The organism is Rhodococcus qingshengii JCM 15477 (genome assembly GCF_023221595.1).
Taxonomy (GTDB): domain Bacteria; phylum Actinomycetota; class Actinomycetes; order Mycobacteriales; family Mycobacteriaceae; genus Rhodococcus_F; species Rhodococcus_F qingshengii.
Window position 1 is genome coordinate 1,095,902 of sequence record NZ_CP096563.1, and the last position, 20,802, is coordinate 1,116,703.

The window sequence follows — 20,802 nt, forward strand, 5'->3', positions numbered from 1 at the left end:
CATCGGATGCGGAATGGGGAGTGGATGTTCGACTCGGCTGGTCAGAATGCCCCGGGGCAAGCCCTGGCATCGCGAGGGTGGGGACGTTTCAACCTGAACAACCCGGCCACGGCGGCCGTGATCGTCGGCCTGCTGAGTGTGCCGTGGGTGTTCGGTCTCGCCAGTCTCAAGACTGAACCCGAGACGAGCAATCGAGTGCTGAGCGATCCGGGAACCGTCGTCGGCATCATGGGTTTCCTGACGGTGTTGACCGTTGTGGCGTGTGCGCGCCGGCGGTACCCGATCGCGTACTACCTCCTGACGTTGGCAGGATCCGGCGGATTGATGCTCTTCCTCGGCAGTCGATCGCTCGGGGCCACGCCGCTTTTCTGGTTCGCGATCATGGCAGTGTCCATCCGAGTGACAGGCATGCGCCTGGTCGGACTGCTGGTCCTCGGAATGGCGATGGACGTGATCTTGGCGATGTATCTCACCGAACGGGACGGGCTGACGGTCGCCGAGGTTCAGGTGGGGGAGTTGCCTCACTTGTTCCTCGAACCGGCGGCAAACACCGTCACGAGTTTTCTGGTCGTCGCAGCCATGGGAAAGATCGTCGCGCGCCTGCGAAAACAAGCAGTGGAGAACAGTCAGGCAGTAGCGGATCTGCACCGGGACCGCGAACGCAAGATCGCGAATGCCGTTGTCGCCGAACGGCAGGACATGGCACGTGAACTGCACGATGTCGCTGCCCACCACATGACCGGCATGATCATCCAGGCTCGTGCCGCCGACAAGTTCTTCTCGAGCAATCCCGAACAAGCACAAGCCCTTCTGGGGGGCGTCATCGAGCAGGGTCAGCGGGCCCTCAACAGCTTGCGGCAGATCGTGGGGATACTTCGCCTGGGTGAGGAAGACCCCGATTTCCCGACGCCCATGGTCTCCGACATCGACGAGTTGGTGGACGACTGCAAGCGCACCATCTCGTCGATCTCGTTGGAGAAGGTCGGCCGCTTCGACGACCTGGACAGCGGAGTCCAGTTGACGTGTTACCGCATCGTGCAGGAGGCGTTGTCGAACGTCCTTCGCCATGCGCCGGGTAGCGAGTCCAAGGTGTGTCTGAGTCGAGAAGCCGGTGCGGTGAGGGTACGGGTGGTCAATACTCTCGGGAATGCTCGCCCGGCCTCCGACGGGCAAAACCTCGGAATTGTGGGAATGCGCGAACGCGCGACGCTCATGGGTGGTCAACTGGACGCCGGACCGAATTCGGAAGGTGAGTGGGCTGTGCAGGCACTGGTGCCGGTGAACGGGAGGATCAACGCATGATCGATGTCCTTATTGCAGACGACCAGCAGGTGGTACGGCAGGGGTTCGAGCTGTTTCTCTCCGGTCACCCCGAGATTCGCGTCGTCGGGCATGCCAAGACGGGAGTCGAGGCGTACGAGCAGGTGCGTGCACTGCGTCCGGACGTCGTGCTGATGGACATCCGAATGCCGCACGGCGACGGGTTGACTGCGACTCGGGAGGTCCTTGCCGAGTTTCCCGGGACCCGCGTCATCGTGATCACCACGTTCGATCTCGACGAGTACGTTTTCGAGGCGCTCGACAGCGGTGCCGCAGGGTTCTTGCTCAAAGACGCCGATCCCGAAGAGCTCTCGTCGGCAGTGTTGACCGTGGCCGAAGGTGGTTCGGTGCTCTCGCCGAGATTGACGTCGAGACTGATCGTGGAGTTCGCGAGGCGCAAGCCGGCACCGATGTCCACGGCGCGCTCCGGATCGGATCACGGTCTCAGTGCGCGTGAGATGGATGTGGTGCAGTTGCTGTCACAAGGCTTGGGAAACAACGACATCGCAGATTCCCTCAGCCTCGAACAGAGCACGGTGAAGTCGCACATCAGCAACATCTGCAAGAAGCTGCAGGTGCGTACCCGTGTGCAGATCGTCATCTGGGCGTACCGAAACAACGTGATCGCCGTATCGCGCTGACGCACGGGACGCTGCGGCGCATCCGCCGCGGCACGGGCAGAGAAGTACACGTGCCCCGGGTCCGATCCCTCGTCGAACCCGGGGCATCCGTGCCACTCAGCCCAGCAGTTTGGCTTTGAGCGTCATGACAGTCGCCGGGCTCAGACCCAGGCCCTCGGTCAGGTACCGATCGACCGACCCGTAGGTCTGGTCCAACTGGGCGAGACCGGCATCGAGATAGCTTGCCTCGACACCCAACAGAGGCTCCATGTTGACGGCCATCTGTTCGCCCAGGCTCGCCGCGATGCCCGCGCGCGTGGCCTTCATGCCTTCGGCTGTGTACTCGTTGGTCAGCAAGTAGTCGTTCATGATCACCGAGCGGTCGACACCGGCGATACTCAGCAGCAGAAACGACGTCCAGCCGGTGCGGTCTTTGCCTGCGGTGCAGTGGAAGACCTGTGCACCTTCGGTTTCCGCGAGACCCGTGAGCAACTGCGCGAACCCGGCTCGCTCCGTCGCTCCGGTGACGAAGGCGCGGTTCATGTCCTGCATCATCGATCGTGAGTCCTCGGGGGACTTGATCTTCGCGATCATCTCGGCGATGTTCCCGGACAGGATCGGAATGTTCTCGTACGCAACCCCGTCGGGCAAGACATCGGGCTTACTGGCGATCTCGGGTTCAGTGCGCAGATCGTAAACCTTTGTCAGTCCCAGCTTTTCGAGATTGCTCATGTCATCGCCCTTGGGCGTGATCGCGTTCGCGCGGTAGAAGACTCCCTTGTTCACGGGCAGGCCGAAAGTCCCCGAGTATCCGGCGCCGGTGCCTGCGACGTCGCGGAAATTGTCGATTCCGGTCAGCCGCGGCGCATCTGGGGTCTGCTCGGAACTGCCGAGGTTGCTGGATCCGAAATCCAGCGAGCCGAACAGCGGAGCCGAGGGGCCAGGTTCGGCCTGCGCGATCGAGGCGCCGAAACCGGTGATGAGAAAGCTACTGGTCAACGCAATGGCCGCGGCAGACCGTAGTGAGCAGGTACGGGTGGATCGGGACATGTGTGAGCCCTTCGTCGAGCGGAGAGAGTGGCGAGTCGATGAGGTATCGCGAAGGCAAGGTAGCGAGTTCGCGTGTCCGATTCGAGAGGAATCTTGCTTTGCTCCCTCTCAGTGGGAGGCGTGCTGCTGTGAGCGTGGGCGGCTCGGGAGGCGCAGTTCATTCCTCGGGAGCTGTGTTTGTGTAAAGGTCCAGTGCCCTGATATTGGTTAGCCTCACCAAATCAATTCCGGAGCAGTCCGGTGCGTTCAGATGGAGTTCAACATGCGGGTTCAAGGTCTGTCGCGGTTTCGCCGCGCAGTGGTGATCGGCGCAGCAGCTGCGCTGGCGGTCGGCGTCGCCGGCTGTAGCAACTCCGAGGAGGCGTCGTCCGAATCGTCGACGACAGCCGCGAGCTCGCAGACCCGTGTCTTCGAGGCACAGAACGGATCCATCGAGATCCCGAGCGACCCGCAACGGATCGTGGCCTGCGGATACGCAGTTCTGCCGCTGATTCAGGCGGGAGCGAACCTGGCAGCAGTATGTGAGTGGACCCGTGAACTCGGCGACATGGACGACAAGACCAAGGCCGCTTACGAAGCTCTGCCGAAGGTCGCGCCCGACGGCAACGTCTCCCAGCTCAACTACGAGGGAATCGTCGCTGCCGAGCCCGATCTGATCATCATGGGTGTTCCCGCTCGAGTCGAAAGCCAGCTGGACATGGCGCAGCTCGAGGCGGCCGCTCCCGTCGTCTTCCTGGGACCGACGGTTCCTGCTGATTGGCGAGTGCTGGGCGAGCAGTTCGCCGATGCCGCGAATGTCTCCGACAACTACGGCGAGTTCAAGGACGACTACGACGCCAAAACCGCCGAACTGGCCGCGAAGTACAAGGACAAGCTCGGCTCGCTGACCTTCGGCGGCGTGTGCAACGTCTGCAAGCCGGAAGCCGGCACCTTCTCACGCGAGTACGCGTCCTCGTACACGACCAATCTCTTCGACGGCCTCGGACTGCAGTTCCCCGGCACCCCCGCAGACCCTGCCGACATCCACGTCGAACAGGTATCCATCGAGAAGATCGGTGAAAATCTCGGAAATGTCGACGTGATCGTCTACGGCCTCAATGCCGACGGCTCGATGTCGCCCCAGTTGCAGGAGCTGGTCAATTCCGAGCTGTGGAAGGAATTGCCCGCAGTGAAGGCCGGCAACGTCGTCCAGGTCCAGCATTCGCTGGCCGCGACCTATCAGACGGCCCTTCTGACGCTGGATTCGATCGACGAGGGCCTGTCGAAGCTGCCCGCAAACCAGTAGTTCATCGACTGTGACGGTGGCCTCTCGCCTGATGGCGAGGGGCCACCTGCATATCCGGATGAGCAGGGCGGACAGCTCTCCGAACGGCGAGGACGCTTACCTGTCCCGGCTACCGGGGTTCTGTACGAACTGCGAACGCCCGATAGGGTGACCGGGTGCGTCCTACACTTGATTCCTACACTCATCTGGCCGGTGGCAAGGTCCGTGACCTTTACACGATCGACGACGAGCATCTGCTGCTTGTCGCGAGTGATCGGATCTCGGCCTACGACCACGTGCTCAGCACACCGATCCCGGACAAGGGGCGCGTGCTCACCGCGATGAGCGTGTTCTTCTTCAACGTCCTCGGTGGCACCAACCACCTGGCCGGCGAGCCCGACGACGATCGTATCCCGGAAGAGGTTCTCGGCCGCGCTCTCGTGGTGCGCTCCCTCGACATGGTTCCCGTCGAATGCGTCGTTCGTGGCTTCCTCACCGGCTCCGGCCTGGTCGACTACAACAACACCGGCGCAGTGTGCGGCGTCGCGTTGCCCGAGGGCCTCGTCGAGGCGTCCCGTCTGCCCGACCCGATCTTCACCCCGGCGTCCAAGGCGGCTCTCGGGGATCACGACGAGAACATCAGCTTCGATCAGGTAGTGGAGAAGGTCGGCCAGAAGCTGGCAGTGCAGCTTCGTGAGGACACTCTCGACGTCTATGCCCGCGCCTCCAACTTCGCAGCGGATCGCGGAATCATCCTTGCCGACACCAAGCTCGAATTCGGTCTCGACTCCGCTGGAAACCTCGTGCTCGCCGACGAGGTGCTCACCCCCGACTCGTCGCGCTACTGGCCTCTCGAAGGCTACGAAGCGGGCAAGGTGCAGCCCAGTTTCGACAAGCAGTTCGTGCGCGACTGGCTCACGAGCCCCGAATCCGGCTGGGACCGTAGCTCGGACACGACACCGCCGCCGTTGCCGCAGGAGATCGTCGACGCGACCCGGGCACGCTACATCGAGGCGTACGAGCGTATTTCCGGTCTGTCCTTCGACGATTGGGTCGGTCCCAGCGCATGAGCCTGATCCCGCCGGTCGCAAAGAAGGTCCCCACCGAACGTACCCATCACGGACACACGTTCGTCGATGACTACGAGTGGCTGCGGGACAAGGACAACGCCGAGGTAGTCGCATACCTCGAAGCCGAAAACGCGTACACCGACGAGCAGACGGCCGCGCTCGAGCCCTTGCGCGAGAAGATCTTCCAGGAGATCAAGTCGCGGACGCAGGAAACCGACATGTCGGTGCCCACGCGCATGGGTAAGTGGTGGTACTACTCGCGCAGCGTGGAAGGCAAGTCGTACACCGTCCAGTGCCGGTGCCCCATCGCCGGTGAAGATGACTGGACTCCGCCCGACCTGACGCCCGGCGTCGAGCTGGCCGACGAGCAGATCCTCATGGACGGCAACGTCGAAGCCGAAGGGCACGAGTTCTTTTCGCTCGGCGCGTTCTCCATCAGCGAGGACGGCACGTTGCTCGCGTACTCGGTGGACATCGTCGGCGACGAGCGGTACACCTTGCGGTTCAAGAACCTCGAGACCGGTGAGATGCTCGCCGACGAGATTCCCGATACCGCGCCTGGCGCCACCTGGGCGATCGACCACAGTCACGTCTTCTACATGACGGTCGACGACTCCTGGCGTCCGGACACGGTGTGGCGTCACAAGCTGGGAACGCCGCAGAGTCAAGATGTTTCGGTGTTCCACGAGCCCGACGAACGGTACTGGGTTTCGGTGGGGTCCACCCGCAGCGAGAAGTACCTGATGATCTGGGTCGGTTCCAAGGTGACCAGCGAAGGCTGGATGCTGGAATCGGCGAACCCGGAAGGCGACTTCCGCGTCATCATCCCGCGTCGCGAGGGCGTCGAGTACGGGGCCGAGCACGCCGTGATCGGGGGAGAGGACCGCTTCCTGATCCTCCACAACGACGTCGTCGACGGCATCAAGGCAGAGAACTTCGTGTTGGTGGAAGCTCCCGTGTCGGATCCGATGAACATGACGACGCTGATCGAGCACAGCGCGGACGTTCGGCTGGAAGAAGCCGAAGCCTTTGCCGGACACCTCGTCCTGAGCTACCGACGCGAGGCGCTCACTCGGGTTGCCGTGTGGCCGTTGACGGATGACGGCTACGGCGAACGCCACGAGATCGACTTCGACGAAGAACTCTTCAGCATCGGCATGGGGTCCAACCCGGAATGGGCGCAGCCCACCATCCGGCTCGGGTTCACCTCATTCATCACTCCCGGGCAGGTGTACGACTACTACGTCGCCAGTGGTGAACTGGCACTGCGTAAGTCGCAGCCCGTTCTCGGAGACTTCGATGCGAGTAACTACGAGCAGCGTCGCGACTGGGCAGTAGCCGACGACGGAACCCGCATTCCGCTCTCGATCGTGAGGCGCGTAGGTGCGCCGCAAGGTCCCGCGCCGCTGCTGTTGTACGGCTACGGTTCCTACGAGGCGAGCATCGACCCGTCGTTCTCGGTTGCCCGCTTGTCGTTGCTCGATCGCGGTGTCGTCTTCGTCGTCGCACACGTGCGCGGCGGCGGCGAGATGGGCCGTCACTGGTACGAAAACGGCAAGACGCTCACCAAGAAGAACACCTTCACCGATTTTGTCTCTTGCGCAAAGCATTTGATCGACACCGGTGTCACGTCGGCCGACCGGATGGTTGCCGACGGCGGTAGTGCAGGTGGATTGCTGATGGGCGCTGTCGCCAACATCGCTCCGGAACTGTTTGCCGGCATTCTCGCCAACGTTCCGTTTGTCGACCCGTTGACGTCGATTCTCGATCCGTCGCTGCCGTTGACGGTCATCGAGTGGGACGAATGGGGAGATCCGCTGCACAACAAGGACGTCTACGACTACATGCGCTCGTACAGCCCGTACGAGAACGTGGAAGCCAAGGACTATCCCGCCATTCTTGCGATCACGAGCATCAACGACACCCGTGTTCTGTACGTGGAGCCGGCCAAGTGGGTCGCAAAACTGCGCGCCACCAAGACCGGTGATGCTCCGCTACTTCTCAAGACCGAGATGAGCGCCGGACACGGCGGTGTCAGCGGTCGGTACGAGAAGTGGAAAGAGGTCGCGTTCGAGTTCGCCTGGGTGTTGGACACCGTGGGCGCGAACTAGCTTCTGTGTCAATCAGGTTCGGTGACTGTCAGGTTCTGTGTCAATCAGGTTCTGCGGTAACGAACCTGAGGGCGCCCAGCGCGCCCGTACTCGGTCTCCCGGGTGAGCATGCCGTCGTCTGCCAGCTTTTCCAGGTAGCGCCAGGCTGTCACCCGGGACACGCCGACCGATGCTGCCACCTCTGCAGCGGTCACGGGTCCCTCAGAATCCCGGACGGACGCTGCGACGAGTCCGAGTGTTTGAGACGCAAAGCCTTTCGGTGCCGCTGCTCGATCGTCGGACGTTCGTAGCGCGGACATCGCGCGGTCGATGTCGTGTTGACTGACCGCAGACTCTCCAGCGGGAAGCGCTGCACGATATTCGAGGTAGCGCTCGAGCTTGTCGCGGAATGCTGCGAAAGTGAACGGCTTGAGAAGATAGAGGACGATCCCGCGAGCCACGGCGCTTCGGACCACCTCCAGATCGCGCGCCGAGGTAACCGCGATGATGTCCGGACTCGGGCGCAAACCGCCCAGGGCGGAAGCCACGTCGAGACCGCTGGCGTCGGGCAACCCGATGTCGAGCAGGACCAGGTCGATGGGCTGGTCGGTGGCGTTGGCCGCCGTAACTGCACGCACGGCGGCGTTCCCGGAATGAACCACGCCGTGGACCACGAATTCCGGCACTCGCTCGACGTACGAACGGTGCGCCTGGGCGATCAACGGTTCGTCGTCGACTATCAGTACACGGATCATCGCGGTGCTTCCGCCTCGCGCAGCGGGATTCGGACAACCAGCATGGAGCCCATCGCCGGTTCGCTGGTGAGCGTGCCGCCGTGCCGTTTCACCACTTGAGAGACGAGTGCGAGCCCGAGTCCGCGAGAGCCGGATTTTGTGGAGTAGCCACGGCCCTTGGCCTTTTCGAGTGCTTCGGGTGTCATTCCCGGGCCGCTGTCGGCGACGGCAACAACCATCATCGAATCCTCTTCCATTACCGTCACTTCCACCCACGGAGACTCGCTCGCGCGCGATGCGTCAATAGCATTGTCCACGAGATTGCCGACCAGCGTGACCAACTCGCGTGCATTGAGCGAAGGAACCGGACCGAGCGCGGTGTCTTCGGTGATGGTCAGGTCGACCCCGCGTTCGGTCGCTTCACTCATTTTCCCGAGCAGCAGTGCGGCGAGCGCCGGCTCGTGGACCGCATTCATCAGACGATCTATCAACTGTTGGGACACTCGCAATTCATTAGTGGCGAAGGCCACTGCGTCTTCGTTCCGGCCCAACTCGACCATCGTGATGATCGTGTGCAGACGATTTGCACTCTCGTGGGCTTGCGATCGAAGCGACTCGGCAAAACTGCGTACCGAATCCAATTCCCCGAGTACGTTCTGCAATTCGGTGTGATCGCGAATTGTCAGCACGGTGCCAATTCTGTTGCCCTCCCACTCAACCGGGTGTTGGTTGACCACCAGCACACGCTTGTCGGTGAGGTGCACTTGATCCTTCGCGGGAGAGGCGTCGTCGACTCGCATGGTCTCGGGGATGGACGAAAGTGGCACGGGCCCGTCCGGTAGATCGAGGAGGCGACGCGCTTCGTCGTTGACGATATCCACTCGCGCATCTCTGCTTCGGCCTCGCCCGATCACCACCAGACCCTCACCGATGCTGTGCAGGACGGCGTCGTGGTGTTCGTACATGGTGCGCAGTTCATCCGGCGCCATCCCCAGGGTCTGTCGCCGGATACGCCGACTCACCAGAAGTGAACTCAGGAGGGCGGCAAGAAGACCGCCGCCGGCAACGAACAGGATGACCGGAACACTTTGGGCGAACTGCTTGCTGATCTGCTCGCGGGTGACACCGGCAGAAACCAGACCGACCAGGGTTCCGCCGGAATCGTAGACAGGAGTGACTGCGCGGATCGACGGCCCCAGCGACCCGGCGTACGTCTCTGTGAAGGTCACGCCGGCAAGTGCGCGGTCGATGTTCCCGGTGAAGAGTTGACCGATCAGCTCCGGGCTCGTGTGGGTGAACCGAGTGCGATCAGGCGCCATCACCACGATGAAATCGACGCCGGTTGCCTGTCGGATCTTCTCGGTCTGTGGTTGCAGAATCGCGGTCGGGTCCGGACTCGTCAGGGCTGCCGCCGTCGAATCCGACAGGGCGAGAGTCTGCGCTATCGAGCTCACCTGCCTGCGGATCGCGTCGTCGCTGTCTCGGCGTTCGTCGACAACTGCGAGCGCGGCTCCCACACCGATGACCAGCGCCAACAACGCCAATTGCAGGAGCAGGATCTGCCTGGCGACGCTCATACGTCGGCCGGTCTTTCGTTCGACCATCGAGCGCCTCCTGAACGTAATGAACACAAACTTCCGGGCCCACCTGTTTGCAACAAGAATTCTCCACGACTCGAAGTGATCCCGATCACTTCACAGATATCCGATCCAAAGGACACCCCATGAGCAGCACGGCAACAGGGACAGTAGACGGTTCCCCACAGCCCGAGGGCACCAAGGCAAAGCGCGACAAGACGCATTGGCTCTACATGAGCGTCATCGTCGCGGTCATCGGAGGCATCCTCGTCGGTTGGCTCGCACCCGAGTTCGGTAAGTCCGTCGGTGTACTCGGCACGTTGTTCGTCAGCCTGATCAAGATGATGATCAGCCCGGTCATCTTCTGCACCATCGTGCTCGGCATCGGCTCGGTTCGAGCGGCGGCCAAGGTCGGCAAGGTCGGCGGCCTCGCACTCGCCTACTTCATCGGGATGTCCACCATCGCACTCGCGATCGGCCTGGGCGTCGGCAACCTGCTCAACCCGGGCAGTGGCCTGAACATCACGCCCAATGCGGCCTCCGTGGCCAAGCTTGCAGATCAGGCCCACAGCGCGGGCGGTACCTGGGACTTCATCGCGTCCATCATTCCGACGTCGATGCTGTCCTCTCTCACAGCCGGCAGCGTGCTGCAGACTCTGTTCGTCGCCCTTCTGGTCGGCTTCGCGATCCAGTCGCTCGGCAAGTCGGGTGAACCGATCCTCAAGGCCGTCGGATACATCCAGAAGCTCGTGTTCAAGATCCTGACGATGATTCTCTGGCTCGCCCCGATCGGTGCTTTCGGCGCCATCGCCAGCGTCGTCGGCCAGACCGGTTTGAACGCCGTCGTCCAGCTCGGAACCCTGATGATCGGCTTCTACCTGACCTGCCTGATCTTCGTCTTCGGTGTTCTCGGAACGCTGCTGCGCGCGGTCACCGGATTCAACATCTTCAAGCTGGTCAAGTACTTGGCCCGTGAGTACCTGCTCATCTTCGCCACGTCGTCCTCCGAATCGGCACTGCCGCGTCTGATCGCCAAGATGGAGCACGTAGGCGTCGAGCGCACCACGGTGGGCATCGTCGTTCCCACCGGCTACTCGTTCAACCTCGACGGCACCGCGATCTACCTGACGATGGCCTCGATCTTCATCGCCGACGCCATGGGACAGCCGCTCGCCTTCGGTGAACAGCTCTCGCTGCTGGTGTTCATGATCATCGCCTCCAAGGGCGCTGCGGGAGTCAGCGGCGCCGGTCTGGCCACGCTGGCCGGCGGACTGCAGAGCCATCGCCCCGAACTTCTCGACGGCGTCGGACTCATCGTCGGAATCGACCGCTTCATGTCGGAAGCGCGAGCGATCACCAACTTCTCGGGCAATGCGGTCGCGACTCTCCTGGTCGGCGCGTGGACCAAGACGATCGACAAGGAACGCGTCATCGAGGTGCTCGACGGGAAGATTCCGTTCAACGAAGCCACGATGCTCGACGACGAGGACGAAGAAGAGCAGCACAAACTCGAAACGGCTCCGACCGGCACCAAGCAGTCATTTGTGAGCCATCACTAGATACTTCCGCGCTGCTGAACGTTTGACCGCACAGCAGGCGCGGAACCCGATCTACGATCAGTGATCCTGGTCGTAACGATGAAAGAGACCGCCGCACCAACCGTGCGACGGTCTCTTTCTGTTCGTGGGTGCTATGTGTACCAGGTGGGTTCGGGAATCTCGCCGGTCAGAAAACGACTACCGACTTCACGGCGCTTGTACGCGAGCGGATCGTGAAGGGTATGCGTCCGGATGTTGCGCCAGTAGATATCCAGGCCGACATCGTTGGACGTGGCTCTGGCACCGGTCAGTTCGAAGATCTTGTTGCTGATCTCCAAGGAGACGTCGGCGGCGCGAAGTTTTGCGGCCGCGATGCGTACGGCGAGGTCGCCGCGAGCCTGCTCGGTGAGGTTTTCGCGAGCGTCGTGGAGCACTGCGTCGGCCTCACGGCTGACCTGATCCACGAAGGCCTCCGCCGCCCACAGCTTCGATTGCAAGTCGCCGTAGCCCTCACGGAGGTACCACTCGTCGGTTGCGATTTCGCGGTTGTCACCGCCGTACGGCCATGGACGCGTACGGGTTCGGGTGTACTCGGCCGCAGTGTCCAGTGCGCCACGGGCGATCCCGAGGTAGAAGTTCGCGAACACGATCTCGATCGCGGGGAAGTTCAGGGTGTTGTAGACCAGAGGTTGGAATTCCTTGTCGACAAAGCCTGCCGCACTTGCCCAGTCGACCTCGACGTCGTTGATCTCGACACTGCCCGAATCGGTGAGGCGCTGCCCGAGGTTGTCCCAATCGCCGCGGAAGACTATGCCGTCCTGAGCAGTCGGCACGATTGCGAACACATGCGTCGCAGTTCCGTCGATGATTCCTTCGAGCACCGTGAGGTCGGTGACTCGGCCGCCGGTGGAAAACGACTTCACACCGTTGAACACCAGGGTGTCTCCGCGGTCCGCGACGGTGAGGTCGGTGTCTCGAGGGTTGACCGCGCCGCCGAAGAAGAATCGGTTGCTCGTGTACAGCTCCTCGACAGCGGAGATCTGCGGATCGGTTCCGACCAATCTGGCTGCCCATGCCCACAGGTAGTGGTATCCGAGCAGTTGTCCGATGGAGCCGTCGGCGCGGGCGATCTCCCGAACCACCTTGTAGGCGGTCTCCCATCGCTGCCCGCCGCCGCCGAACTCGACCGGGCCCAGGAGCGTCACAAGACCACTGTCCTTGAGCAGCTGAACTTCTCGGAACGGTGGTTCGCCGGCTCGGTCGCGGGCGAGTGCGTCGGCGGCAAGGATGTTGCTCACCTCGCGAGCCCGGTCGATCCAGCCCTCGGATGTTTCGGGAACGCCGACGAAGACTTCGGTTTCACTGGTCACGGTCATGCGTGTTCATCCTTTTCGGTCGGTGCGGTCCCGATGGCCCACACGTAAATCGGTTCGGTTCCGTTGATTTCGTAGTCGCCGACAACTTTGGATTTGAAGACGACCGGATTGTGGCTGGCGACCGTGCGGGCGTTGCGCCAGAATCGATCGAGATCGAGGTCGCGGCTGACTCCGGAAGCACCGAGTGCGTCGAAGATCTTGGCCGTGGCCGGCACGACGAGTCCGATTGAGGCGACTTGCCCTCGCCCCGAATCGATTTCGGCTGCGATGTTGGCGGCCTTCTCTTCCTCCGGCGAGCCGGAGAATGCGGCTTCGTAAGCCCATTGGGACGACTGTGCTGCGTGCAGTGCAACGGCCTCGGCTGCAAAGGCAGCAGAGGACACCTCGCCGACAACTTGCTGGATCTGCGAATCCTGCGCGTATCTCGAAGCGTTGCCGTGACTGAAGGTTCGAGTACGAGAGGCAACTCGACGAGAGATCTCGATCGTCGCAGCCTTGGCGATGCCGGCGAGAGTGGCGAGGTGGAACAATTGGTAGAACGCGGTCTGGTATTTGAATCGCGTCGAGAAGTCGAAGATGTTCTCCGGCTGGACTATTGCGTCCTCGTAGACGGACGAACCGGAGCCAGTCGTCTGCTGACCGAACCCGTTCCAATCGTCACTGTGTGTGACACCGGGTTGTCTCGCCTCGACCGCCGCGATCACGAATGCGCCGGTGTCGGTGCGCTGCGAGTACAGGTCGATCCAGTCGGCGAAGATGGAACCCGTGCTGTAGAACTTTGCCCCGTTCGCCAGGAAATGGTCGGCATCGGGTGCGGGCGAGACCTTGGTATTGGCTTCGCCCAATGCAACGTCGCCGATTTCGGTCCATGCGTTGCCGACCAACTGTCCCTCCGCGAAGCGTCGGAGCCAGATGTCACGCTCCGGGCCGGGGTCGGCGACCAGTCGGTCTTCGACAAACGCGAAATGTCCGCGCAGGGCCTGGGTGATATTGGAATCGGCGCTCGACAGCTCGACTAGTAAGCGGATCAATTGCGGGATGCTCGCACCCGATCCACCGTGTGTTGTCGGCACCCGAACGGCGCCGAAGCCTGCATTCTTGAGCGCGTCGATCTGTCGGAAGGGAAGCACGTGATCGCGTTCGCGTTCGACGACGCCTTGTGCGATGTCCGCGAAGATCGGACGGAATTTCTCTGCCAGTGTTTCGTAGTCGACCTCACTTTTGATCGGATCAGCAGACCGGGGTACGGCATTCGGCGTCAGTGCGGTGGTCATGGGAAGAATGCAAGCTGTAAACACCAGGGGCGTCGATCCTTCATCGCGACCTGATTCGAAGTGTTGTCAGTCAGCGCAAATCTCGGTTCGATGGCCTGCCGGGCACTCTTGTCGAAATCGAGTGGTCAGTGGGGTTGCTCGCGAACGTGCTCGACGGTCCATCCGCTCCATTCGACGGTCCCTCCGGCACCACAATCATGTCGGAACGGCAGCCCTGGAGGACCGGAGCGAACGACGACGCGAAAGTCTCTCCCCTCCAACCGAAGATCGACAGTCGTGTGTTCTCCGTCCATACTCTCGCTGATGCTCTCGAGTGCGTCCGTGGCGACGATGTCGGTGGCGCGTCGGACTGCGTGTTCGGCGGCCTGAGCGGCCTGTGACAGTGCCGCCCGGCCGCGCAGGTGCAGCAGCTCCAATTCTCCGGCTTGGTATTTTTCGGCTGCATCGATTGCGGAGTTGCCGTCCAGTCGGCTGAAATAGACTGCGGCGGGCCACGCAATCATGTTGGCCGCGAAACGATCTCCGCCGATGTGACTGCATTCCCACACATCTGCGATCTGTGCCGCGTTCAGCGCCGCCACGACCGGGCGGCCGAGTTCCGCGCAGCACGCATCCTTCTTTCCATGTGTGCAGACTGCGAAGAGCGGTTCCGTGCGGGAGCGGCCGAAGTCGGGTTCCGCTCCGGTGGCCATCGATTCGAACGGCAGTACCGACAGGTCCTCGTATCGGTCGACCGACCCTTCCCGCATCCATTGGCGTGTGCCGTCCGTCCAGGCGAGTACGCACGTCGGGGTGAGGACTCGGCGGTTGCGGGTCCGCCGGATCACCACGACACGGATACGGCCCTGCGCTGCGTAGATTTTTTCGGTGAGCGCGACGGGGAGAATGTCGTCAGGGGCGGACGCCGGCCAGGGGTCGGGGTGCTCGATCAATACCCACAGATGTGTCATTCCGGCGCGACCGACCATAGGTTCGCCGGCGGTCGACGACTGCCGTGTACAGGCGTGAGGGCGTCGACTGGTTTGCGGATTGGCGACAAATTCCGGAAAGCACTGCATAGATGCCTTCCCCAGGACACCGTCGCTGTGGCAGGGGAGGGAAGACATGATGAGGCTCCAGTCTCGTAGGTTAGGCTCACCAGACTATTGGATGGTGAATCCTTTGCTCAGCCGTGGTGAATGCGCGTGGCTGTGACGGTCGAAAGCAGTCGGTAACAGGAGTGTTGGGAATGAAACGCAGTAACTCGCGGGCGAAGTACGTGCTGGGTGGTTTTGTCCTCGCCGCCATCGTGGCAACGACAACGGCGTGTGGCAGTGACGACAAGACCGATTCCGGCAGTCAGTCTGCCGACACCGTGCACGCGGTCACCCACGCCCGCGGAACTACCGACGTACCGACGGATCCGCAGCGAGTTGTCGTGCTCGAGCCGGTTCAGCTCGACACGTCGGTAGCGCTCGGCGTGATTCCCGTGGGCACCGCGGTACTCAGCGAGACGACCGGCGTTCCGGCGTACCTCGGTGAGAAAGCGGCGGAGATCGAGATGGTCGGAACCGTCGCGGCACCGAACCTCGAGAAGATCGTCGCACTGAGCCCGGACCTGATCATCGGAACGGAATCGCGGCACGGTGATATGTACGAGCAGCTCGCTGCCATCGCACCGACCGTCTACATGGCAACTCAGACCGATCCGTGGCAGGACAACGTCCAGTTCGTCGCAGAGGCGTTGAACAAGACCGATCAGGCAGGTGAACTGCTCGGTGACTACACGGCACGCTGCGAGGAAGTGGCGAGCAAGCACAGCACCGAGGGCAAGACCGCTCAGCTGATCCGCCCACGCGACGACGTTCTGACGCTGTACGGACCCACGTCGTTTGCCGGAAGCACTCTCGAATGTGCTGGACTCACGATTCCCGCACGCGACTGGGAGAACTCGATCTCGGTGGACCTCTCCCCGGAATTCGTCTCCGGAGCCAACGCCGACCTCATCCTGGTCACCTCCGCGAAACCGGCCGATGCCGGCACGATGCCGAAGGCCGTGGCCGACAACGCCGGATTCTTCCCGAACCCGCATCTGGTGGACATGTCCTACTGGATCACCGGCGTCGGACCGCTCGGCGGCCTCACCGTTCTGGACGACCTCGATCGCATTCTCGGAGCGTCGAATTAGCAGTGCGCGAAGGAGCAGTGCGTGAGAGAGTCGCTAAGTTGGAGCCTATGACAACTCCAGTACAGAACATCGCGATCAACACCCTCGGTGGCGTGCCCACCTCTTTGGGTGAATACGACGGCCGCGCCGTCCTCGTGGTCAACGTCGCGTCCAAGTGTGGACTGACCCCGCAGTACGCGGCGCTCGAGAAGCTGGCCAGCGAGTACGCCGATCGCGGTCTGACCGTGATCGGTATCCCGTGCAACCAGTTCATGGGGCAGGAACCGGGTACCGCCGAAGAGATCGAGACGTTCTGCTCCACTACCTACGGCGTCACGTTCCCGCTTCTCGAGAAGATCGAGGTGAACGGCGAAAACCAGCATCCGCTGTACGCCGAGCTCACCAAGGCGGCCGACGCCGAAGGCGCTGCGGGAGACATTCAGTGGAACTTCGAGAAGTTCCTGATCGGACCGGACGGCACCGTCGTCAACCGCTTCCGTCCGCGGACCGAGCCTGACGCACCCGAGGTTGTCGCCGCGATCGAAGCTGCGCTTCCCAAGAACTAGAGGTTTCCAAGAACCAGTAGGTGCGCTGAAAACTGCCGCCGGATGATCATCCGGCGGCAGTGTGCTGTTCACCCACAGCTGCCACTATCGGAGTATGTCCGCAGAACTGATCGTGTCGGTATCCGGAATCAGAGACGAGACATGTTATCTCGCTGCCGGATTCGCAGACGAGATGGACACTCGAGGTGTCCGCTTGTCGCTCCTGGTGGCGCCGCGACTGAAGGACAAATACCGACTGGCCGACGACGCGGTGACGACGGCTTGGCTGCGTGAGCGTCGCGAGCACGGCGATGCCATCGTTCTGCACGGCTACGACCAGGCCGCGACCAAGCGTCGCCGAGCCGAGTTCGCCACTCTGTCGAAGCACGAAGCGAAACTGCGACTACTCGCTGCGGACCGCGTTCTCGAGCATGCAGGCCTTCGGACCCGGGTGTTCGCACCGCCGCGCTGGGTGGCATCGCCCGGTGCCATGTCGGTGTTGCCGGAGACGGGCTTTCGCACGATGGCAGGCCTCGGGGCAGTACATGATCTGACCCGCGGAACCTTGCAACGGGGAAGGGTTTTCGGGATCGGCGAAGGCTTCAAGGCCGAGCCGTGGTGGTGTCGCGCATTGGTTCTCGGAGCCGGGCGTGCCGCCAAACGTGGGGGGCTGGTCAGATTGTCGATCACGGCCAAGCAGTTGGGAAACGAGGGCCCACGTCAGGCCGTCCTCGACGCCGTCGACCTTGCCCTCTTCCACGAAGCCGACTCGCAGGTGTATCGGTGGAACTCCCCGTCTCAGGAGCTCGGCGCTGCCTGAATTCGGCAGTTGGCAACTATTTGATAGCTACGAGACTATGTCGTCTGTCCGGGTTGTCCGAGCGGGCAGACTCTTCGCGTTTCTCCACTTCCTTGCTGGTAGTAGTGCAGAGTGGGTCAAAATCGCATAAAACGGACGATTAATTAGAGCGCTGGGTCAGCCAACTCTCCCACTGCTAGAGTGCGTGCAGTTAATCTGCCGCTAGTAGATGGGATTGGGATCTCGCCATGCGCACGAGAGTGTTCTCCAAGTCGGCCGAGGGTCTTGTCGCCGTGGCTGTGGGCGCAGTCGTCTGTGCTGCGTTCGTTCCGGCGCTCGCGTCTGCCGCTCCGACCGGCGCGGTTCACACGCTGCCGACGGGCAGTGTCGACGGCGGGTCGAGCGGATCGAGCGGATCGAGCGATGGCGTCCGCACCGCAACCGTCGACGATGAAGGTGAGCAACTCACACTGCGCCTTCACAAGATGAACCTGCGGGGATCCGAGTTCTCGATGGCTGTGCAAGACAGCGACGGAGAGCTGACCGACGCGGTGATCCCGGCGCCCCGTTCGTACATCGGCAGCGTGGAAGGGCGTCCGGACGCAATCGTCTCGGCCATCGTCGACTCCGCCGGAACACTGCGCGGGCAGGTGATTTTCGATCGTGGTGTTTCGATAGAGTTCGTCGGATCCGAGGTGGTCGGTCGCAGCACGGCGCCGATCGACGCAAAACCCAAGTGGCCCACCGCGGCCATTGCGCCGGCCTCGGCCGCAAGGGTCGGCAAGACGGTCAAGCAGTTCGTGGTCGGACTGGACCTCAGTGGCGAGTGGTACTCCGCGCACGGCGCAGGCAGTGCCGCCGTCGCTCTGGATCGGGCCGAGGAATCAATGGCCCGCACCGCTGCCATCTGGATCAGAGACGTCGGGATTCGGCCGGTCCTCGGTCGAGTTGTCCTGCGGGCAGATTCCGCCGGCGATCCGTACTCGAGCAGTTGTGAAAATCTCGAGCAGTTGGAAGATCTGTGGTCCGATCAGGTCGGGTCGAGTGTCGATCAGGCAACCGTCGTGTGCGCATCCGGTGGCGGAAATGCCTACTACTCGAAGTTCGAACTCGACCACAGCTACGCGCATGTCGGTGCCGAGTCCGACGGCAACTTCAGCCGCGTTCTCCGCCACGAGTTGGGCCACAACTTCTATGCCGACGACTACCACGGCGGCGGCGCCGAGGGATCGACCATCATGAACGGTAACGACCTCTCGCGCTTCGACGGCACCGAATTCGCTGCCATCGTCGATGCGGCGGAGGTTGCCTCGGCTCGACTCGACGACGTCGGTCGGTACACGGCAAGCCCGATCCCGCCGTACGCCGCACTCGACACCGCGCGGGTCCGCTCAGGCGGCACAGTCACCGTCGACGCCGTCGCGAATGATCATGACAGCAACGGAGATTCGATCAAAGTGACCGGCGTCGGGGCGACGTCACTTCTCGGTGGCACCGTGAAGCTCGAAAACGGCGAAGTGGTGTTCGAAGCCGGAACGAAGGCAGGCACCGACAGGATTCTCTACACACTCACCGACGCAGCCGGTGGCACGAGCACCGGCTGGATCATCGTCGATGTGAGTGCGTGAGAACCCAATCAGGCGACTTCGACGCTCGACTCCTCGTCGAGAACTCGGAACTCGGTGCCGTCGGCAGCCATTTCCGAGTAGCGACCGTAGAAGATGCCTGCGGCCTCGTCGCGGATGATCGCTTGATGAATGGGAACCGCAACGCGCGGCGCCACCGCGCGGAGGTAGTCGATGGCCTCCGAGATCTTGAGCCACGGTGCGGCGGCGGGGAGGGCGAGAACGTCGATCTTTTGTTCGGGGACGTAGAGGGAATCGCCGGGATGCATGAACCGTGCCGGGTTGGTGGCGTCACCGAGGAGGAACGCGGTGTTGTCGATCATCGGTAGGTCCGGATGGATGATTGCGTGCTCTCCGCCCGTTCCGGTCACCTCGACGTCGCCGATGCTGAACCGGTCGCCCGGCCGGACGCCGGTCCAGCGCCCACCGAGCTTTTCAGCCGTCTGCGGATCGCTGTAGAGCACGGCGTCGGGATTCGCTTCGGCCAGTTCGGGCAGCCGCGCAGGGTCGGCGTGATCGGGGTGTTGATGTGTCACGAGGATGGCGTCGAGGCCGGTGATGCCTTCGAATCCGTGCGAGAAGTTGCCGGGATCGAAGAGGATCTTCGAGCCGTTCAACTCCACGAGCACACAGGAATGGCCAAAATGTGTCAGTCGCATGATTTCGAGTATGCGCCGCCCCGAAGGGACTCGCAGGCGGGTTTCACAGGTGGTCGCCGTCACGCCCCGATCACTCGATGCGAACCATCTCGGGTCCGCCCGGTAAACTGGCCATCACCCGAGCGTTTCACTCCGGGTTCGCGCACTAGTACCGAGGAGCAGCACGTGGCCCGTGTCGTCGTCGAAGTCATGCCCAAGGCCGAGATTCTCGACCCCCAGGGACAGGCAATTGTCGGGGCACTGTCTCGCCTGGGCTTTGCAGGAATATCCGATGTCCGTCAGGGCAAGCGGTTCGAGTTGGAGATCGACGGCAGTGTCGAAGACGCCGCACTCGAGAAGATCGCCGAAGGCCTGCTGGCCAACACGGTGATCGAGGATTGGACCGTCAGGCGAGTCGAGGCATGAGCGCACGTATCGGAGTAATCACTTTCCCCGGCACGCTCGACGACATCGACGCGGCGCGGGCAGTGAACCTGGCCGGCGGTGAAGCTGTCGAACTCTGGCACGGCGATGCAGACCTCAAGGGTGTCGACGCGGTCATCGTTCCCGGCGGATTCTCGTACGGCGATTACCTTCGTTGCGGCGCGATCGCACGTTTTGCTCCCGCGATGGGCAAGGTTGTGGAAGCAGCCAAGGGCGGCATGCCGGTCCTGGGCATCTGCAACGGTTTCCAGATCCTCTGCGAAGCAGGATTGCTGCCCGGTGCTCTGACCCGTAACCAGGGTCTGCACTTCATCTGCCGCGACGAGTGGTTGACGGTCGAAGCCAACAACACGGCGTGGTCCTCGCGATACGAGGCCGGCGCGCAGATCCTCATCCCCCTCAAGTCGGGTGAAGGTCGCTTCCAGGCGTCCGAGAAGGTTCTCGACGAACTCGAGGGCGAAGGCCGCGTCGTCTTCCGTTACTCGGAGGAGAACCCCAACGGCTCGCAGCGTCGTATCGCCGGCATCTCCTCGGCCAACGGCCGGGTCGTCGGTTTGATGCCGCACCCCGAGCACGCCACCGAGGCTCTCACCGGTCCCAGTGACGACGGATTGGGCTTGTTCTACTCGGCCCTCGACGCGATCGTCACTGCCTGATCGCCTGCTGATTTTCACCACTGAACGCCGACCGGA

General features: G+C 62.5%; 19 protein-coding genes. 12 read left to right on the forward strand and 7 right to left on the reverse strand.

The window, feature by feature from the left end; translation table 11 throughout:
- The first annotated feature begins 24 nt into the window (after positions 1-24).
- A complete protein-coding gene (locus tag M0639_RS04975; RefSeq protein WP_007734428.1) occupies positions 25-1,302 on the forward strand; it encodes a sensor histidine kinase in 1,278 nt (425 codons plus the stop codon).
- Positions 1,299-1,961 carry a response regulator transcription factor gene (locus M0639_RS04980; RefSeq protein WP_003945911.1) on the forward strand — a complete coding sequence of 221 codons (663 nt, stop codon included), beginning with the start codon at positions 1,299-1,301 and terminating at the stop codon, positions 1,959-1,961. Before M0639_RS04975 ends, M0639_RS04980 begins: the two co-directional genes overlap by 4 nt.
- 96 nt (positions 1,962-2,057) lie before the next feature.
- Here the strand turns inward: M0639_RS04980 and M0639_RS04985 are convergent, their stop codons facing one another.
- Positions 2,058-2,990, reverse strand: a complete 933-nt coding sequence (locus M0639_RS04985) for a tyrosine-protein phosphatase (RefSeq protein ID WP_007734429.1) — start codon at positions 2,988-2,990, stop codon at positions 2,058-2,060.
- Positions 2,991-3,240: 250 nt separating this feature from the next.
- Here M0639_RS04985 and M0639_RS04990 point away from each other — a divergent pair, with 250 nt between their 5' ends.
- The 3 genes from M0639_RS04990 to M0639_RS05000 all read left to right on the forward strand — a co-directional run bounded on the left by M0639_RS04990 (position 3,241) and on the right by M0639_RS05000 (position 7,435).
- Positions 3,241-4,275, forward strand: coding sequence for an ABC transporter substrate-binding protein (locus M0639_RS04990; RefSeq protein WP_082893153.1), 1,035 nt, complete (start codon positions 3,241-3,243; stop codon positions 4,273-4,275).
- 155 nt (positions 4,276-4,430) lie between these two features.
- A complete protein-coding gene (locus M0639_RS04995) occupies positions 4,431-5,324 on the forward strand; it encodes a phosphoribosylaminoimidazolesuccinocarboxamide synthase (protein WP_003945463.1) in 894 nt (297 codons plus the stop codon).
- Positions 5,321-7,435, forward strand: a complete 2,115-nt coding sequence (locus tag M0639_RS05000) for a S9 family peptidase (protein ID WP_063314976.1) — start codon at positions 5,321-5,323, stop codon at positions 7,433-7,435. Before M0639_RS04995 ends, M0639_RS05000 begins: the two co-directional genes overlap by 4 nt.
- 44 nt (positions 7,436-7,479) lie before the next feature.
- On the opposite strand, the gene M0639_RS05005 is transcribed toward M0639_RS05000, so the two are convergent.
- Together M0639_RS05005 and M0639_RS05010 are read right to left on the reverse strand one after the other, a co-directional pair.
- On the reverse strand, positions 7,480-8,169 hold the full coding sequence (locus M0639_RS05005) for a response regulator (protein ID WP_003945570.1): 690 nt from the start codon (positions 8,167-8,169) through the stop codon (positions 7,480-7,482).
- The gene (locus tag M0639_RS05010) at positions 8,166-9,752 is read right to left on the reverse strand and encodes a sensor histidine kinase (RefSeq protein WP_054826964.1); all 1,587 of its coding nucleotides are present in this window, start codon (positions 9,750-9,752) and stop codon (positions 8,166-8,168) included. Before M0639_RS05010 ends, M0639_RS05005 begins: the two co-directional genes overlap by 4 nt.
- A 119-nt stretch (positions 9,753-9,871) precedes the next feature.
- Here M0639_RS05010 and M0639_RS05015 point away from each other — a divergent pair, with 119 nt between their 5' ends.
- Positions 9,872-11,284 (forward strand): C4-dicarboxylate transporter DctA, encoded by a 1,413-nt coding sequence (locus tag M0639_RS05015; RefSeq protein ID WP_003945501.1) that lies wholly within the window; start codon positions 9,872-9,874, stop codon positions 11,282-11,284.
- Between the two features lie 131 nt (positions 11,285-11,415).
- Here the strand turns inward: M0639_RS05015 and M0639_RS05020 are convergent, their stop codons facing one another.
- From M0639_RS05020 to M0639_RS05030, 3 genes are all read right to left on the reverse strand, one after another.
- Entirely contained in the window at positions 11,416-12,639 is a 1,224-nt protein-coding gene (locus M0639_RS05020; protein ID WP_064074142.1) for an acyl-CoA dehydrogenase family protein, read from the reverse strand.
- Entirely contained in the window at positions 12,636-13,913 is a 1,278-nt protein-coding gene (locus M0639_RS05025) for an acyl-CoA dehydrogenase family protein (RefSeq protein ID WP_064074141.1), read from the reverse strand. The genes M0639_RS05020 and M0639_RS05025 overlap by 4 nt, the downstream gene beginning before the upstream one ends.
- A 125-nt stretch (positions 13,914-14,038) precedes the next feature.
- Complete coding sequence (locus tag M0639_RS05030; protein ID WP_248671223.1) at positions 14,039-15,019, reverse strand: sucrase ferredoxin; 981 nt, start codon at positions 15,017-15,019, stop codon at positions 14,039-14,041.
- A gap of 122 nt (positions 15,020-15,141) precedes the next feature.
- On the opposite strand from M0639_RS05030, the gene M0639_RS05035 reads away from it, so the two are divergent.
- From M0639_RS05035 to M0639_RS05050, 4 genes are all read left to right on the forward strand, one after another.
- Positions 15,142-16,080, forward strand: coding sequence for an ABC transporter substrate-binding protein (locus M0639_RS05035; RefSeq protein WP_054781002.1), 939 nt, complete (start codon positions 15,142-15,144; stop codon positions 16,078-16,080).
- Positions 16,081-16,127: 47 nt separating this feature from the next.
- On the forward strand, positions 16,128-16,625 hold the full coding sequence (locus M0639_RS05040; RefSeq protein ID WP_064074139.1) for a glutathione peroxidase: 498 nt from the start codon (positions 16,128-16,130) through the stop codon (positions 16,623-16,625).
- 94 nt (positions 16,626-16,719) lie between these two features.
- Complete coding sequence (locus M0639_RS05045) at positions 16,720-17,424, forward strand: DUF2334 domain-containing protein (protein ID WP_007734443.1); 705 nt, start codon at positions 16,720-16,722, stop codon at positions 17,422-17,424.
- A 227-nt stretch (positions 17,425-17,651) separates the two neighbouring features.
- Complete coding sequence (locus M0639_RS05050; RefSeq protein ID WP_039973421.1) at positions 17,652-19,031, forward strand: Ig-like domain-containing protein; 1,380 nt, start codon at positions 17,652-17,654, stop codon at positions 19,029-19,031.
- 8 nt (positions 19,032-19,039) lie between these two features.
- Here the strand turns inward: M0639_RS05050 and M0639_RS05055 are convergent, their stop codons facing one another.
- Positions 19,040-19,687 carry an MBL fold metallo-hydrolase gene (locus M0639_RS05055; RefSeq protein ID WP_054781003.1) on the reverse strand — a complete coding sequence of 216 codons (648 nt, stop codon included), beginning with the start codon at positions 19,685-19,687 and terminating at the stop codon, positions 19,040-19,042.
- 165 nt (positions 19,688-19,852) lie between these two features.
- Between M0639_RS05055 and purS the strand changes: the two genes are divergently transcribed.
- Both purS and purQ read left to right on the forward strand, forming a co-directional pair.
- Positions 19,853-20,092: a phosphoribosylformylglycinamidine synthase subunit PurS gene (purS, locus tag M0639_RS05060; RefSeq protein ID WP_064074138.1), complete on the forward strand. Its 240-nt coding sequence runs from the start codon at positions 19,853-19,855 to the stop codon at positions 20,090-20,092.
- Complete coding sequence (gene purQ, locus M0639_RS05065) at positions 20,089-20,766, forward strand: phosphoribosylformylglycinamidine synthase subunit PurQ (protein WP_003945887.1); 678 nt, start codon at positions 20,089-20,091, stop codon at positions 20,764-20,766. The genes purS and purQ overlap by 4 nt, the downstream gene beginning before the upstream one ends.
- Positions 20,767-20,802 lie beyond the last annotated feature (36 nt).